Source organism: Embleya sp. NPDC001921, assembly GCF_053594475.1.
In genome coordinates, this window is the sequence record NZ_JBSFEO010000002.1 from 1 (window position 1) to 16,285 (window position 16,285).

Here is a 16,285-nt window from a genome sequence, read left to right on the forward strand (position 1 = left end):
CGCACTCCACCAGCAACTCGTCCACCGCGACCGCATCACCGGACACGGTCACCGACACCGGCCCGTTCACCGCCGCCACCGACACCCGGCCCTCGAACGGGACCAACAACTCCCGCACACCGGCCGCCGACAACGACACCGACGCCATGCCCCCGGAGCCCGCGAGAGCCCCGATCGCCCGGCTCCGCAGCGCCACGACCTTCGCACCATCCGCCAACGACAACGCCCCGGCCACACACGCGGCGGCGATCTCCCCCTGCGAGTGCCCGATCACCGCCGCCGGCCCCACCCCGAACGACCCCCACAACCCCGCCAACGACACCATCACCGCCCACAACACCGGCTGCACCACATCGACCCGCCCGAGCCACTCCCCCGACCCCGACTCAGACCCGGACCCGGACCCGGGGACGGACCCGGCCCCGGACCGCAGGACCGACGTCAACGACCAATCCACAAAAGGCGCGAGCGCCGCCTCACACTCCGCGATCCGCTCGGCGAACACCGGGAAGCCGTCCAGCAGTTCGGCCCCCATCCGGACCCACTGCGACCCCTGCCCCGGGAAGACCAGCACCGTCCGACCCGAGGACCGCAGCCGACCCGAGACGACGCCCGGCCCGGACTCCCCCGCGCCCAACGCCGCCAGCCCGGCGGCCAATTCGGCCCGGTCCGAGGCCAGTACGACGCCCCGGCGCTCCAGCGAGGACCGCGACGCGATCAGCGCCGACGCCAGGTCGGACAAGCCGTGTTCGGGCTCGTCCCGGACGAATCGCGCCAGCCGTGCCGCCTGCGCCCGCAGGCCGTGCTCGCCCCTCCCGGAGACCACGAACGGGAGCGGCGTCCCCGGCGCCTCCCGACCCGGCTCGGCAGCCGACTCCGACTCGGCAACCGACTCCGGGTCTGCCTCCGGCTCCGGGTCTGCCTCCGACTCCGGGGCCGCCGCCACCTCCACGACCGGACGCCCGGAATCACCCGCCACCTGCTCGATGATCACGTGCGCGTTCGTACCGCTGATCCCGAACGACGAGATCGCCGCCCGTCGCGGACGACCGACCACCGGCCACTCCCGCGCCCGGGTCAGCAGCTCCACCGCGCCCGCCGACCAGTCGATGTGCGGGGACGGTTCGTCGGCATGCAGGGTCCGCGGCAGCACCCCCGCACGCAGCGCCATCACCATCTTGATCACACCCGCGACGCCCGCGGCGGCCTGCGTGTGACCGATGTTCGACTTCAACGACCCCAGATAGAGCGGCCGTTCGCCGCTCCGCCCCCGGCCGTACGTGGCGATGAGCGCCTGCGCCTCGATCGGGTCGCCCAGCGTCGTACCCGTGCCGTGCGCCTCGACCGCGTCCACGTCGGCGGACGACAGTCCCGCACTCGCCAACGCCTGCCGGATGACCCGCTGCTGCGCCGAGCCGTTCGGCGCCGTCAGACCGTTGCTCGCACCGTCCTGATTGACCGCCGTGCCCCGCACCGTCGCCAGCACCCGGTGCCCCAGGCGTCGCGCGTCGGAAAGCCGCTCCACGAGCAGCACCCCGACGCCCTCCGACCAGCCCGTACCATCCGCGGCCGCCGAGAACGCCTTGCACCGACCGTCCCGCGACAGACCGCGCTGCCGACTGAACTCGACGAACATGCCGGGAGTCGACATCACCGTCACGCCAGCCGCCAGCGCCATCGAGCATTCGCCGGCGTGCAGGGCCCGCACCGCGAGGTGCAGGCCGACCAGGGACGACGAACACGCGGTGTCCACGGTGACCGCCGGCCCCTCGAAGCCGTACGTATAGGCCAGGCGTCCGGAGACGACGCTGCCCGCGTTGCCGGTGAGCAGGTAGCCCTCGGAGCCGTCGGCGGCCTCGTCGAGCCGTGCGCCGTAGTCCTGGTTCATCGCCCCGACGAAGACACCGGTCCGACTTCCGCGCAGCGCGGCCGGGTCGATCCCGGCCCGTTCGAAAACCTCCCACGACGTCTCCAGCAGGAGCCGCTGTTGCGGATCCATCGCCAGCGCCTCGCGCGGCGAGATCCCGAAGAACTCCGCGTCGAAGTCGGCGGCGCCCCGCAGGAAGCCGCCGTGCCGGACGTAACTGGTCCCCGCCTTCCCCGAATCAAAGCCGAAGCCGGGGTCCGAGTCCAAGGCCGGGTCCGAGCGCGGGTCAAGGTCCGGATCCGGGTCCGGGGCGTACAGCGCCGCCAGATCCCAACCCCGGTCGTCGGGAAACGGTGTGACGGCGTCCCCGCCCGCGGCCACGAGTCGCCACAGGTCCTCGGGAGACTGCACGCCGCCGGGGTAGCGGCAGGCCATTCCGACGATCGCGATCGGGTCCGGGTCGGTCCACCGCTCCGGCCCCGGGTCGAACCCGCGCGCGGCCGTCCCCTCGCTCGCGGCGTCGAGGAGGTCGGAGAGCAGACCGCCCAGATACCGCGCCACGGCGGCAGGCGTCGGGTGGTCGTACGCGAGCGTCGTCGGCAGCCGGAATCCGGTGTCGGTGTTGACCCGGTTGCGGAACTCGACGGCGCCCGGCGAGTCCAGACCCAGGGTCTTGAAGGTCAGCTCGCCGTCGGCCGGAGCCAGCGCGGAGCGGCCGAGGACCGCCGCAGCGTGCGCGAACACCAGGTCGCGGAGCGCCTGTTCCCGCTCCTCCCGAGGAAGCCCGGCCATTCGGTCGGCCATCGCGGGCCGCTCCCGGCGGGTCCCGGCGGACGCCTCGGCCGTACCGCCGAGCCAATGGCGTTCGCGCTGGAACGCGTACGTGGGCAGGTCGACCCGGCGCACCCCGGCACCCAGGATCGGGCCCCAGTCCACCGCGACCCCGCAGGCGTACGCCTCGGCCAGTGCCGTGCGGAAGCGCTCGGAACCGCCCCGTTCGCGGCGCAGCGTGCCGAGCACGGCGGCGCGCGAACCGGTGTCCTCGATCGTCTCCAGGACGGCCGCGGTGAGCACCGGGTGGGCGCTGCACTCGATGAAGGCGTCGTATCCCTGGTCGAGGAGGGTCCGGACGGCCTTGTCGAAGCGGACGGGTTGCCGCAGGTTGCCGTACCAGTACTCGGCGTCGAGAGTGGTGGTGTCCAGCGGTTCGCCGGTCACCGACGAGCAGAAGGGGATGCGGGACGGCCGCGGTTCGAGGCCGGCCAGGTCCCGAAGCAGCGCTTCGCGGATCCCGGCGACCCGGGCGGAGTGCGAGGCGTAGTCGATCGGGACCCGTCGTGCCCGGACGCTCAGGGCTTCGCAGCCGGCGAGGAGTTCGTCGAGTGCGCCCGGGTCGCCAGAGACGACGACGGATGTCGGGCTGTTGACCACGGCGACCGAGAGCCGGTTCCCGAACGGCGCGATCAGCGTGGTGATCCGCTCGGCCGAGACGCCGACCGAGACCATGCCGCCGCGATCGGGCAGGCCGAGGAGGGCCCGACCGCGCAACGCGACGACCTTCGCGCCGTCCGCCAGGGTAAGCGCACCGGCGACACACGCGGCGGCGATCTCGCCCTGCGAGTGGCCGACCACGGCGGCGGGCCGTACACCGACGGAGGCCCACAGTTCGGCGAGCGAGACCATGACGGCCCAGAGCACGGGTTGTACGACGTCGACCCGGTCCAGCCATTCCTCGGACGCCGACCGCAGGATCGACGGCACCGACCAGTCGACGTACGGCGCGAGTGCCGCGTCGCAATCGGCGATCCGCCCGGCGAATACCGGTTCGGAGTCCAGGAGTTCGGCGGCCATGCCGAGCCATTGCGAACCCTGGCCGGGGAAGACCGACACCGTCCGGCCGGCGGAGCACGCCGGGCCGGCCGACACGCCCGGTGCGGGTTCCCCGGCGGCGAGCGCGCTCAGGCCCCGGATCGCGTCGGCCCGGTCGCCGGCGACCACGACGCCGCGATGGTCGAGCAACGCCCGTGTCGACAGGAGCGAGTGGGCGAGGTCGGGCAGGCCGAGTTCCGGTCGGTCCGTGATGAAGCGTGCGAGTCGGGCGGCCTGGGCCCGCAGCGCCCGATCGGTGTGGCCGGAGACGACCAGGGGCAGCACGCCCGCGACGGTCGGGGCGGTCCCGCCGGCCGCGGCCCCGGTGTCGGCCACGGCCGGAGTGTCTGCGACGGCCGGAGTGCCGGCCACGGCCCGGGCCTCGCCCTCCGCCTCGGAGAGCACGATGTGGCAGTTCGTCCCGCCCATGCCGAACGAGCTCACCCCGGCGATCCGCGGTCGCTCGCCCGTCGGCCACGCGGTCGACTCGGTCGGCACCGTCAGGCGCAGTTCGGCCAGCGGGATGTCGGGGTTGGGCTCCTCGTGGTTCAGCCCGGCGGGGATCTCGCCGTGCGCGACCACCAGGGCCGCCTTGACCAGGCTGAGCACGCCGGCGGCGGCCTCCAGGTGGCCGACGTTGGTCTTCACCGAACCCACCGGCAGCGGCCGGTCGGCGGCCCGGACGGCGCCGAGGACGGCGCCCAGTGCGGCGGCCTCGACCGGGTCCCCGAGCCTGGTGCCCGTGCCGTGCAGTTCGACGTAGCCGACCGCGGCCGGGTCCACGTCCGCGTGCCGGTACGCCCGGCGCAGCACCTCCTGTTGCGCGCTCGCGCTCGGTGCGGTCAGCGTCTCGCCGCCGCCGTCGTTGTTGACCGCGCCGCCGCGCAGCACGCAGTGGACGCGGTCGCCGTCCGCGAGAGCGCGGCGCAGCGGCTTGAGCAGCACCACCGCGCCGCCTTCGCCGCGGACGTAGCCGTTGGCCCTGGCGTCGAAGGTGTAGCAGCGGCCGTCCGGTGACAGCGCGCCGAAGCGCTCCATGCGTTCGGTGGACTGCGGGGTCAGGATCAGGTTCACCCCGCCCGCCAGGGCGGTCTCGGACTCGCCGGAGCGCAGGCTCTCGCAGGCCATCTGCACGGCGACCAGGGAGGAGGACTGGCCGGTGTCCACGGTCAGGCTGGGACCGCGCGCGCCGAGGAAGTAGGAGACGCGGTTGGCGATGATGCCGCGGTGCACGCCGGTGGTGCTGTGCGCGGTCACCGCGTCCGGGCCGTCGGCTTGGAGCAACAGCGAATAGTCGTCGGAGAAGGCGCCGACGAACACGCCGGTGCGGGTGCCCGCCAGCGTGGCGGGCACGGTGCCCGCGTCCTCCAGCGCCTCCCAGCTCAGTTCGAGCATCAGGCGCTGGTGCGGGTCCATCGCGGCGGCCTCACGGCCGGAGATGCCGAAGAAGGACGGGTCGAAGGTGTCGACCGAGGCGAGGAAGGATCCCAGGCCGGATAGCCCGCCGATGCCCGCGCGATCCGCGGCGGGGGGTGCCACGGTGTCGGTGCCGGCGCACAGGAGCCGCCACAGGTCCGATGGCCCGGTCACTCCCGGCAACCGACACGAGATACCGACGACGGCGATCGGCTCGCCGCGGCTCGGACCGGAATCCGGAGTGGCGGACGTGTCGCGCGAATTCACGGACGCGTCGCCCCGGTTCACCGACGCGTCGTCCGAGTCCGCGGACGCACCGCCCGGATTCACGGACCCACCGGTGCCGAGGCGATCCCCACGTGCCATGTCACGCCCTTCCGTTCTGGACCGATCGCACCGTCGTGGGCGGCGGTCGGCGTGCCGGTCCGGGCCCGAGCGCGCGGCCCGGACCGGGGCGGTTGCTCGCGGTGGTGGCGGTCCGCGCCGCGAGGTCGCGTGGCGTGGGCTCCACGACTCCGGCGCCGGCGCCGGCGGACCGGGAATCCGGCCTTGCGCACGGCCCCAGTCTTCGATCGCCGCGCCGAGGCACGCCACCCCTGTTTCCGACCCCTGCCCACCCCGGAGCCCTCTCGACGGGCCGCCGATCCACCCGGGGCAGAGCCGGGTCCCCCGACCGGCGCGGCCGGAGGTACGCCGTCCGGCTGCGCGGGGCCGCTCCGGGGACGCTTCGGCAGGTCGGCGCAATGGGCGACTTCGGGTGGCCGGCACCGGCTTTCCGGCCCACGACCAGGCTTGCGTCGAAGAATCTCGAACGTCACCAGGGCCCCTGCTACGGTCGTCTCACGGTGCCGAGCCGTCGGCTCACACAGTGCGACCTCCATCGAGGCAGCCGACGAACGGCGGCACCGTCGACCATCGGAACGTCGGCGCGGCAGCGTGGTGTCCATCGGCGTTTTCGTATCCTCATCACGAATGTGGAGGAAGATACATGGAGACTTTCGAGCGGCAGCACCGTCGACACACCCCGTTGCCGTCACTCGCCCCCTCCTTATCCGCCCGGGCACGACGTCGCTCGGAACGGGTCGGCGCCGTCCGCGATGAGACCCGAACGTGAGCGTTCGGGAGCGTTCGCAAGCGACCTCGGTACTGACCGGTCTCCTCGACCGCGCCCTCGCCGGCGAAAGCGGGATCGCCGTCGTCGCCGGCTCGGTGGCCATGGGCAAGACGACGCTGCTGGCCACGTTCGCCCAGCAGGTGCGTGCGGCCGGCGGCTCGGTGTCGGCGGCCGTGGCGTCCGAGTCGGAGACGGACATCCCGCTGGGCGTGGTCGCCCAACTGCTGCAGGACGCCGCGCTGTCGGCCCCGGTCGCCGAGCAGGTGAACCAGTTGCTCGCGATCGGCCGGGCGCACATGACCGCCGCGCCGAGGGATCCGACGGCGAAGCTGTCCGCGGTGGACGCCCAGATCGTCCAGTCCCTGTGCGCGATCCTGATCGGCCTGGCCGGGCCCCGGCCGCCGGCCATCGTGGTCGACGACATTCAACACGCCGACGCGGCCTCGCTCACCTGTCTCGCCTATCTGGCGCGGCGGATGCACAACACTCCGCTGCTCGCGGTGTTCAGCCACGACGACCGTCCGGACGAACGATGCGCGGACTTCGTCGAGCAGTTGCTCCGGCTGCCGCACGCCCGTGGGGTGTGGCTGCCGCCGCTCGACGCGGACCGGGTGCGCGCCGCGGCGGTGGCCCGACTCGGTGCCGTCGGCGCGGAGCAGGTCGCGGGTTGGGCGCTGCGGGTGAGCGGGGGCAATCCACTGCTGCTCGACGGGGTCCTCGAGGACTTCCACCTCGGCGGGCACGCCGAATCCGCGGGCTACGGGCGGGCGATGCTCTCGTGTCTGCACCGGAGCCCGCCGCCCACCGAGGCGGTGGCGCAGGCCTTGGCCGTGCTGGGTGGCCCGGAGCCGATCGCCCGGCTGCTGGGCCTGGCGGCCGGTGACGTGGTGCGGTGCCTGGCGGTGCTCGACGCCTCGGGTGTGCTGGAGCGGGGCCGGTTCCGGCATCCCGCGGCGGCTTCGGCGGTACTGGCGGGCCTGGGCCCCGAGGCCACCGCCGCACTGCACCGGGACGCGGCCGAACTGACCTACGCCGAGGGCGCCGCCGCCTCCGTGGTCGCCGAACATCTGCTGGCGGGTCAGGGGGTGCACACGCCCTGGGCGGTGCCCACGCTGGTCGCCGCCGCCGCCGCGGCGCTGTCCGAGGGCCGGGGCGCCCGGGCGGTCGACTACCTGCGCCTGGCCTGCACCTCCAGTGGCGACGAGGGGGAACTGGCGCGGACCACGGTGGTGTTGCTCCAGGCGGAACGCCGGATGGAGCCCGGCATCGCCGAACAGCAGATCCCCGCCCTGCTCCGGGCGCTGCGTACCGGCCGTCTGGGCAGCGGCGACACCCTGGCCGTGGTCCGGGCGCTGCTGTGGGCCGGGCGTTTCGAGGCCGCCGGCGAGGCGTTGCGGCACCTGGCCGACTCGACCCGGGCGGCGGCCCCCGAGACGGCGCTGGAACTGCGGGCCGCCCGGCTGTGGATGCGCTGCTCGTACCCCCCGCTGCTGAGGCTGCTGCCCAGTGTCGGGCAGGAAGAGGAGGACGCGGAGGAATTGCGCGGGATCCCGTCCCCGACCGAGAGCCGCCGCCGCCACGACGCCGCGGCGGTGCTCGACGCGGTACTGACCCGGGGTCCGTCCGACCAGGCCGTGCACAACGCCGAAAGGATCCTGCAGAACACCCGGCTGCACGGCACCGACCTGGACACGATCGAATGCGCGCTGCTCGCGTTGATCTACGCCGAGCGACCGGCGCCGGCGCTGCCGTACTGCGACGAGTTGATCGCCGCGGCCCGGGAGCGGGGCGAGCCGGGCAGCGAGGCCAGACTGCACGCGCTGCGGGCGGAGATCTGCGTTCGGCTGGGCGATCTGCCCGGGGCCTTCCTGCACTCGGCCGCCGCGTTCGATGTGGTGCCGGCCGGCGAGTGGGGAGCGGCGGTCGGCTTCCCGTTGGCCACCATGTTGATCGCGCTCACGTCGATGGGGCGTCAGGACGAGGCCACGGAGCTGCTGTATCTGCCGATCCCCGACACGATGTCGCACAGCCGATCCGGACTGCACTATCTGTACGCGCGGGGGCGCTACAGCATGGCGGTCCGGGACTGGGAGGGGGCGCTGTCCGACTTCCGCGGCTGTGGTGCGTTGATGGCCCGCTGGGGCATGGACGTGCCGGGGCTGATCGCGTGGCGCAACGACGCCGGCGAGGCGTGGTTGCGGATGGGTGAGCACGATCGTGCCCGCGCCGTCCTGGAGGAGCAGTTGGGCCGTGGCGAGCACGGCGGTTCGCCGCGCACCCGCGGGGCGGCGCTGCGCCTGCTGGCGGCGACGCACGAGCCGCACCGACGCCTCGCGCTGCTGCGGCAGGCCGTCGACGCGCTGCAGGAGAGCGGGGACCGCTACGAGCTGGCTCGGGCGCTGGCCGACCTCACCGAGATGTACAACGCCGTCGGCGAGACCCGGCGGGCCCGGGTGATCGGCTCCCAGGCGAGGATCATCGCGGACAAGTGCCGGGCGGAGCCGCTGAGCAGGCTGCTCCCCGCGGACCGCGAGCGGCCCGACGCCGAGTGCAAGTCCCAGGGCGCGGTGCTCACCGACGCGGAGCAGCGGGTCGCCGACCTGGTGGCGCTGGGGCATACGAACAGTGAGATAGCCAAGCTGCTCTACATCACGGTCAGCACGGTGGAGCAGCACCTGACGCGGATGTACCGCAAGGTCGGGGTCAACGACCGGGCACAGTTGGCGTCGGCGCTGTTCACCGGTCCGCACACGCGGGCGATCGGCGTGTAGCGCGCCCGCGGATGGCGCCCGGCCGGGATCGGACCGGTCGGGCTGCCCCGGCCGGACGCCGGGCGGCGCGGGGCCGCGGCACGGCGTCGGCCGGAAAACGCGATGATCATGCTTGGGGGCCGGCTCTAGGATGAGCGCCGCAGTGTCGCCGAGCGGACAGAGACGAATCGAACCATGCGCACACCGACGGGCCTCTCGCGTCAGGTCCTGATCTTCGACGCCGACGACACGTTGTGGGAGAACAACGTCCTGTTCGAGCGGGTCATCGAGGACTGGCTGGACTGGCTCGACCACCCCACCCTGGACCGGACCGAGATCCGCTCGATCCTCAACGACATCGAGGCCGCGAACGCGATCACGCACGGGTACGGGAGCAAGATGTTCCTGCGCAGTCTGGGCGAGGCGCTGGAGCGGCTGCACGCGCGGCCGGCCACCGCCGCGGAGCTGCGGCACATCGAGCAGCTCGCCGTCGCGCTGGTGGAGAACCGGGTGGAACTGGTCCCCGGGGTCGCCGAGACGCTCACCACCCTCGGCGCGCGCCACGACCTGATGCTGCTGACCAAGGGCGACACCGAGGAGCAGCAGCGCAAGATCGACGCGTCCGCGCTGGCCCACCACTTCAGCAGCGTGCACATCGTGCCGGAGAAGGGCGTCGACGCCTACCTGGACCTCACCCGCACGCACGGGCTCGCGCCGGAGACGACCTGGATGATCGGAAATTCCCCAAAATCTGACATCCTGCCCGCGCGCGGCGCGGGTCTGGGCGCGGTGTTCATCCCGAACGCGCACACCTGGGTCCTGGAGCAGAGCGAGCTGGACCCGAACGACAGCCGGGTGTTGACGCTGACCGCGTTCCCGCAGTTGCTGGAGCACTTCTGATGGCGGCGGACCGGCCCGCCGGCCCCTCCGTGTCGTGTGTCTTCGTGTGCCACGACGGCGCCGGCCGGGTGTTGCTGGCCCGCCGGTCGGCCGCGGCCCGGGACGAGGCGGGCACGTGGGACACCGGCGCGGGCGCGTTGGAGTGGGGCGAGACCTTCGAGCGCGCGGTGGCCCGCGAGGTGCGCGAGGAGTACGCGACCGAGGCGCTGTCGATCGAGACCATCGGGGTGCGCAACGTGCTGCGCGGGGACCCGGTCGAGACGCACTGGGTCGCGGTGGTGTTCGCGGTCGCGGTCGACCCGGAGCGGGTGTCGATCGGCGAGCCGCACAAGTTCGACGCGCTGGAGTGGTTCGCGCCGGACGCGCTGCCCACGCCGCTGCACTCGCAGTGCGCGGGCGGCCTCGACCTGTTCCACGACTGGCTGAACCGGGCCCGGTAGCCCGGCCAAGCCCTGATCCGGGCCCGGGGCCGCGCCGGCCGATCGTGCGGGCCGATCGCTCGCCCGCACCCCGGCCGGCGAGGCTCAATGGCCGTACGGCGTGCCGCCCGGGTCCGCGTGCGCGGCCAGGTCCTGTTCGATCATCGCGTCCGGCCCCGCCGCGGTCCGTGCGGCCAACAGCCGCTCATTCGCCGCCTGTTGCTCGCTCCCGTCGTAGGGCGTGCGGTGCTCGAAGTGCAGGCAGCTCCAGGACCGGTCGAGCTGCCGGCCCCGGCGCAACCGGGTGCGCGCGGCGACCTTCGCGAGCAGGTCGTCGTCCTCGCTGCCCCAGCCCACATACTGCGGGCAATAGCCGCCGACCAGGTCGAACGTACGGCGATCCACCAGCATCGCTCCCCACTGATAGGGCGCGCGCCACAGCCGACTTCGGGGCCCGTACGGCGCCCGCGCCCGCGGCGGGGGCAACACGCGCGGGATCGCCGGCTCACCCTCGGGCGCACCGCGCGGCGGCGGATCCCACACCATGTGCTCGTCCGGGAAGCCGCGCAGCACACCGTCCGGATCCTCGCGCACGAAGCAGAACGGATCCCGGCCCACCGGCACCATGTCCACCGCGGCCCACCCGGACGGCAGTTCGGCGGCGCCGACGAGCCGGTACATCCACGGCTGGGCCAACGCCCCGCCGGCCGCCAGCTCCAGCGCCCGCGCCACGAAGTCCCGCCCGAGCGGGGCCACGTCGGCGTCCGTCAGGTACAACACGGGCGCCCTGGCCCATTCCGCCGCCACGTTGCGCAGCAGCCCGGCGGCCAGGCTCGTGGCCGGGGCCCGGACCACCCGCACCCGCCGGCACGCGTCCAGGTCCGGCGGCACGGTCAGCGCCGGTTCGCCGGCCGTCGCCAGCACGACCTCACAGCGCACGCTCTGCGCCAGCCAGGCCGCCGCGACCGACGCGAACACCCCGCGCGCCTCGTGGTCGCCGTACAGCGGAACCACCACGCTCACTTCCGGCATGCTCGGCCTCCGTCACCGGGTCGCACCGCGCACCCTCGCGCCCGACGCCGGCCGAGCCGCGGTGAACCGCGGCTCGGCCTCGGTCGGCACCACGTGTGCGGGGCGCACGTGCGCGGGACGCCCGGTCGCGAACCACACCATCCACCGGGACGTGCCGTCGAAACGCGGGAAGCCCCCGGCTCGACGAGGCGCGGTTCTCCAGAAGGTCGTGCGGGTCGCGCTCGACCCGACTGTCAGGTGTACCGGGAGCCCGACATCACGGTCAAGAGTCCTTCCGTCACACATGGTGCACACCGGCGCCCGGAATCATCGCTTCCGGGCGGCCGAGGCGGATGCCGGAGTCCACCGGAGCGCGCCGCGGGTGTCCGTCACCCCTCGACGGGCCCGGCGAACAACATGCCGGCCATCGCCCGGAACGTGGCGCCCGGGTCGGCGGCGGCGGGGATCCCGCCGGACAGGTGCAGGGCGGCGTACCCGTGCGCCAGCGACCACGCGGCGAGCACCGCCTGATCGGGATCGCCCCGGCGCTCGGCCGGCACGCCCGCGACCCCGCCGCGCAGCGACGCGCCGGCCCGGGCGCGCTGGCGCAGCAGTTCGGGATCGGTGCCGTCGATCGCGTGCGGACGGTTCATCACCTCGAAGTGCGCGGGATGCGCGAGCGCGAACAACACGTAGCGCACGCCCAGTTCGCGCAGCGCGTCCAGGTCGCCGGGAGCCACCTCGGCGAGCGCGTCGGCGAGCAGTCCGTAGCCCTCGGCGGCGATCGCGGTGAGCAGCCCCGTCTTGTCGCCGAAGTGATGCGCGGGGGCGGCGTGCGACACGCCCGCGCGGCGGGCCAGGTCGCGCAGGCTGATCGCGCCGATCCCGTCCGAGGCCACCACGTCCAGCGCGGCGGCGAGCACGGCGCGGCGCAGATCGCCGTGGTGATAGGGGCGTCCGGTGGTCATGGATCGATGCTACCCGGGATCTAGGCATTGACAAGTCTGGGCCGGAAGCGCAATCTTGTCATCGACAAGTTCGACGTCGGGACCGGTCGCACGACCCACACGACCGGTGCCGGCACCCGGCTGCGAAGTCCCGGGAAGACACGTCTCGGCCGAGACGTCCGGAAGACGAGTCCCAGGAAGAGGAACCGACATGAGTGCGACGAACGAAACCCTGAACCCCGGGCTGGTCCGCCGGATGTGGCAGACCCTGGAGCCGTTGCACGCGCTGAACTACTACTCGCCGGAGATGTTCAAGGAGGCCGAGGCACTCGGGTACGCGGTGCACGAACGCTGGCCGGCCTACTTCGCGATGCGCGCGGCGGCGCTGGGCGCGGCCTCCGCCGAACTGGTCACCTCGACCTTCTACAGCTTCAGCCCGGCGATGGTCGCCCGGTACGTCCCGCGGGCCTGGGAGATCGCCGATCCGACCGCGGTGCTCGCGGCCCGGCTGCGCGCGGCGGACGCGACGCTGCGGGCGACGCTCGGGGAGCGCTTGCACGCTCCGGAGATCGCCGAGGCCGCCGCGCTGACCCGGGAGGCGGCCGAGGCCGCCGACACCGCGGGCCGCCCGCTGGCCGCCGCGCACGCCGCGCTGCCGTGGGCGAGCGAACCGCACCTGGTGTTGTGGCAGGCGATCACCCGGCTGCGCGAGCACCGGGGCGACGGCCACATCGCGGCACTGGTGACCCACCGTCTGGACGGCGTCGAGGCACTGGTCTCGCACAGCGCCGCGGGCGCGGCGCCGGCCGAGATCTTCGCAAGCCGACAGTGGAGCGCCGAGGAGTGGGACGCGGCCCGCGAGCGCCTCGCCGCCCGGGGCTGGCTCGCCGCCGACGGCACCGCGACCGAGGCCGGCCGGACCGGCCGCGACTCCGTCGAGGCCCTCACCGACGAACTCGCCGCCCAGCCCTGGCAGGCCATCGGCGCGACCCGCGCCGCGCACCTGGCCGACCTGATCCTGCCCGCGGTCATGGACGCGATCGGCACGGGCCTGCTCCCCATGCAATCAACCCTGGGCATCGGAATGACCTACCCCCACCAGACCTGACCGAGCCCCCGAACACCCCGCCCCAGGCCCGCGGCCCGGGGCCGGTGCCGGTGCCGGTGCCGGGGTAGGGGTGGGCAGGACCGGGGCGGAGCAGGGTCGTGGATGGAGCCAGGTTCGAGGGTGGAGCAGGGCCGGAGCCGGGCCGAGGCCGGGCCAGAACCCGGACCGAGGCCGGGCCGGAGCCCGGGCCCCGGGTCGGCCTCGTTCCCGAATTCGGGTTCAGCGGGTGCCCTTTCGGGTCGATCGTGTTGTGGGTGAGGGCTTGGCCGGGGGGCCGGCGCCCGGTTTGCGCGGGGCGGGCCGGTTGGGCGGTCTGCCGGCCCTGGCGGTGGCGGGCACCGGACCCGCGGACCGCTCCGCGTCGGCCGGCTGCGGCGCGGCGGGGTCGGCGCCGCCGGTCTGCGCCCGCGCGTGCGCCTCGCGCAGGCCGTGTTCGATCGCCCGCAGGGTCGCCTTGAGCCGGGCCGGCCGCCCGGCGGCGGGGCCGTGTGCCAGGTCGGTGCAGCCCACCAGGCGTCCCGTGCCCGCGAACGGGCGCAGTTCGACCTCGCGCGTGCCGCCCGGCTCGAACCGGATCGACGTACCCGCCGCGATGTTCGCTCGTATGCCGAAGGTCGCCGCGCGGTCGAACACGAGCGCCGGGTCGACCTCCGCGAAGTGGTAGTGCGATCCGACCCGGATCACACCGGCGCCGGAGTTGCGCACCGAGACCGTCAGCACGAGCCGATCAGGGGCCGGCGCGGCCGGGTCGTCGCGGTAGAGGTACCGCTGCGGTCGGACCATGACCATGGGATCGCTCCTAGGCGACGGGGAAGGGGGACGCGTGCACGAACTCGCGTCCGTGCGCCCGGCCGAGCGGATGGGCGTGGTCGGGCGCCGGCCGGTCCGCATGGGCGTGCACGGGCCAGTGCGCGCCGGTCGCCGCGAGGCCGTCGTCGCCGTGTACCCGGAAGCGCTCGACCGCCAGGCCGACCCGGGCGGCCAGCACCCCGGCCGCCGCCGGCCCGGACAGCAGCGGTGCCACGCCCGGGACGGGCGGCAGCACGAAGGACGCGGGCAGCGCGACGGTGCGCGCCGCGCCCAACACCCGGCAGCGCTCCAGCGCCCGGCCCAGGTCCGGATCGCCGCCGATCAGCGCGACCTCGACGATCCGATGCGTGCCGTGTTGCCACACCAGGCGCGCGATCCGGTACAACTCGGCGTCCTCGCGCGGCTCCCCCGCCGGCGCCGCGACCAGCAGCGCGGCCCGGGCCGGCACCCGCGCGGCGGCCGTGCGCAGCCACTCGGTGAGTTGCTCCGTACCGGCGAACGGCCGGCCCAGCAGCACCCGGGCCCGCTCCGCCGCCGGCAGCGCGAGCAGGGTGCGCGCCGTGTCCGCGACCAGCGCCGCGTCCCGGCCCAACGTGATCGGCACCACGCACACGCGATCCGCTCCGCCGCGCAGCAACGCGCACACCGCCCGGTGCAGTTGCCGTCCGCACGCCACCGACGTCACCTCGGGCCCGAACAGCCCCGGCAGCGCCGCGCCGTGCGCACTCTCGTGGCCGCCGACCGCCACCACCGCCACCCGCTCCGACACGGCTCAGCCGCCGATCGGGTCGACGCCGGACATCGCCCCGGCGCCGGCGGATGCCGAAGCCGTGGGCTCGTCGATCTCGCGGGGTTCCGGATTCATCGTGAATTCCTTTCTGCGGCGGGTACGACCGAGGACCCGCCTCGGCCCCGGGGCGTGCGGCGGCCCCGAGCGGCCGGGTGCGGGCCCGGCCGACCCGCGTGCGGGCACGCCGGTCGCGGGCCTCGGAGGCGACTGCCCCGCGGACCCGTGACGTACGCGCGAGCCGCAGGCCCGAGGGCCTGGGTCGACGGTCGTCTCGTCCCGGGTATCCGCCGGAGCGACCCGCCAACCTCACGCATCGGAGTGAAATACGCCTATCCGGCGAGGGCCTCGGCCTCCCGGAGTCGGGCGCGGATCGGGTAGACAGGCATCATGAAGTTCCTCGTCGCGGCGCTCGTGGTCGTCCTCGTCGCGGCCGCTCTCGTGTGGTTCGTGACCCGTCGACCGCGCACCCCGCCGCCGCCGGTGCCGTCCGGCCGCTCGGCCCGCCCGGCCCCCGGTCAGGTCTGGTGGGCCTCGGTGCCCTTCGACGAGGGCGACACGGCCAAGGACCGCCCGTGCCTGGTGGTCCGGGTGGGGCCGCGCGGCGCCGAGGTGCTCAAGATCACCAGCCGCGACCAGAGCACCCGCGACCGCTACGTGCGCATGCCCACCAAGACCTGGGATCCCGGCGCGGAGCGCCGCAGTTGGCTGGAGACCGGACCGCTGCGCACGATCGGCCACGACGCCTTCCGCCGCCCGGCGGGCGTCTGCGATCGACGCGTGTGGTCCCGGATCAGCCGCGCCCACCGGGTCCGCTGACCGACATCACGCCCCGCCGCCGCGCGCGCCGGCCCGCCCCTGTCCGCCCGCCTGTCCCCCTGCCCGCCTCCCCGCCTCCCCGCCTCCCCGCCTCCCCGCCTCCCCGCCGACGACGCTCAGCTCTTCGGGTCGGCCCCGTCCGCGAGTTCGTCCACGGCCAGGTCCCCGGTCGGCAACTGCGGCAGCCGATACACCGCGTGTCCCACCAGATGGGTCGCCACCGGAACCGTGGTCAGTTGGAAGAACCCCACCATCACCAGCATCCCGACGTCGATCCCGCTGCGCAGCCGCAACCCCAGACCGAGCGTGACCAGCAACAGGCCGAGCACCTGCGGCTTGGCCACCGTATGCATCCTGGACAGCGTGTCCGGGAAGCGCAGCAGCCCCACGCCCGCGACGAACGCGAGCGCGCAACCCGCGAGCAGGCACACCGCCGAGGCGCCGTCGGCGAACTCGCCGGCCCGCACG

At 74.2% G+C, this 16,285-nt stretch carries 11 protein-coding genes; 5 read left to right on the forward strand and 6 right to left on the reverse strand.

Annotated features, from left to right (window positions below; all coding sequences use genetic code 11):
• On the reverse strand, window positions 1-5,326 hold a 5,326-nt coding region (locus ACWCPW_RS01740), incomplete at its 3' end, for a type I polyketide synthase (protein ID WP_449759595.1).
• A 936-nt stretch (window positions 5,327-6,262) separates the two neighbouring features.
• Between ACWCPW_RS01740 and ACWCPW_RS01745 the strand changes: the two genes are divergently transcribed.
• From ACWCPW_RS01745 to ACWCPW_RS01755, 3 genes are all read left to right on the forward strand, one after another.
• Window positions 6,263-9,037, forward strand: coding sequence for an AAA family ATPase (locus ACWCPW_RS01745; protein WP_449759596.1), 2,775 nt, complete (start codon window positions 6,263-6,265; stop codon window positions 9,035-9,037).
• A 174-nt stretch (window positions 9,038-9,211) separates the two neighbouring features.
• Window positions 9,212-9,916: an HAD family hydrolase gene (locus ACWCPW_RS01750; RefSeq protein WP_449759597.1), complete on the forward strand. Its 705-nt coding sequence runs from the start codon at window positions 9,212-9,214 to the stop codon at window positions 9,914-9,916.
• The gene (locus tag ACWCPW_RS01755; protein ID WP_449759598.1) at window positions 9,916-10,356 is read left to right on the forward strand and encodes an NUDIX domain-containing protein; all 441 of its coding nucleotides are present in this window, start codon (window positions 9,916-9,918) and stop codon (window positions 10,354-10,356) included. The genes ACWCPW_RS01750 and ACWCPW_RS01755 overlap by 1 nt, the downstream gene beginning before the upstream one ends.
• An 84-nt stretch (window positions 10,357-10,440) precedes the next feature.
• On the opposite strand, the gene ACWCPW_RS01760 is transcribed toward ACWCPW_RS01755, so the two are convergent.
• Together ACWCPW_RS01760 and ACWCPW_RS01765 are read right to left on the reverse strand one after the other, a co-directional pair.
• The gene (locus ACWCPW_RS01760) at window positions 10,441-11,367 is read right to left on the reverse strand and encodes a galactosyltransferase-related protein (protein ID WP_449759599.1); all 927 of its coding nucleotides are present in this window, start codon (window positions 11,365-11,367) and stop codon (window positions 10,441-10,443) included.
• A gap of 368 nt (window positions 11,368-11,735) precedes the next feature.
• A complete protein-coding gene (locus tag ACWCPW_RS01765; protein WP_449759600.1) occupies window positions 11,736-12,314 on the reverse strand; it encodes a TetR/AcrR family transcriptional regulator in 579 nt (192 codons plus the stop codon).
• A 190-nt stretch (window positions 12,315-12,504) separates the two neighbouring features.
• On the opposite strand from ACWCPW_RS01765, the gene ACWCPW_RS01770 reads away from it, so the two are divergent.
• Entirely contained in the window at window positions 12,505-13,401 is an 897-nt protein-coding gene (locus tag ACWCPW_RS01770; protein WP_449759601.1) for an SCO6745 family protein, read from the forward strand.
• A 219-nt stretch (window positions 13,402-13,620) separates the two neighbouring features.
• On the opposite strand, the gene ACWCPW_RS01775 is transcribed toward ACWCPW_RS01770, so the two are convergent.
• Both ACWCPW_RS01775 and ACWCPW_RS01780 read right to left on the reverse strand, forming a co-directional pair.
• Complete coding sequence (locus ACWCPW_RS01775) at window positions 13,621-14,190, reverse strand: urease subunit beta (protein ID WP_449759602.1); 570 nt, start codon at window positions 14,188-14,190, stop codon at window positions 13,621-13,623.
• A 10-nt stretch (window positions 14,191-14,200) separates the two neighbouring features.
• The gene (locus ACWCPW_RS01780) at window positions 14,201-14,980 is read right to left on the reverse strand and encodes a sirohydrochlorin chelatase (protein ID WP_449759603.1); all 780 of its coding nucleotides are present in this window, start codon (window positions 14,978-14,980) and stop codon (window positions 14,201-14,203) included.
• A gap of 408 nt (window positions 14,981-15,388) precedes the next feature.
• On the opposite strand from ACWCPW_RS01780, the gene ACWCPW_RS01785 reads away from it, so the two are divergent.
• Complete coding sequence (locus tag ACWCPW_RS01785; protein ID WP_449759604.1) at window positions 15,389-15,817, forward strand: type II toxin-antitoxin system PemK/MazF family toxin; 429 nt, start codon at window positions 15,389-15,391, stop codon at window positions 15,815-15,817.
• Between the two features lie 116 nt (window positions 15,818-15,933).
• Here ACWCPW_RS01785 and ACWCPW_RS01790 read toward each other — a convergent pair whose 3' ends face one another.
• On the reverse strand, window positions 15,934-16,284 hold the full coding sequence (locus tag ACWCPW_RS01790; RefSeq protein WP_449759605.1) for a cation:proton antiporter: 351 nt from the start codon (window positions 16,282-16,284) through the stop codon (window positions 15,934-15,936).
• Window position 16,285 lies beyond the last annotated feature (1 nt).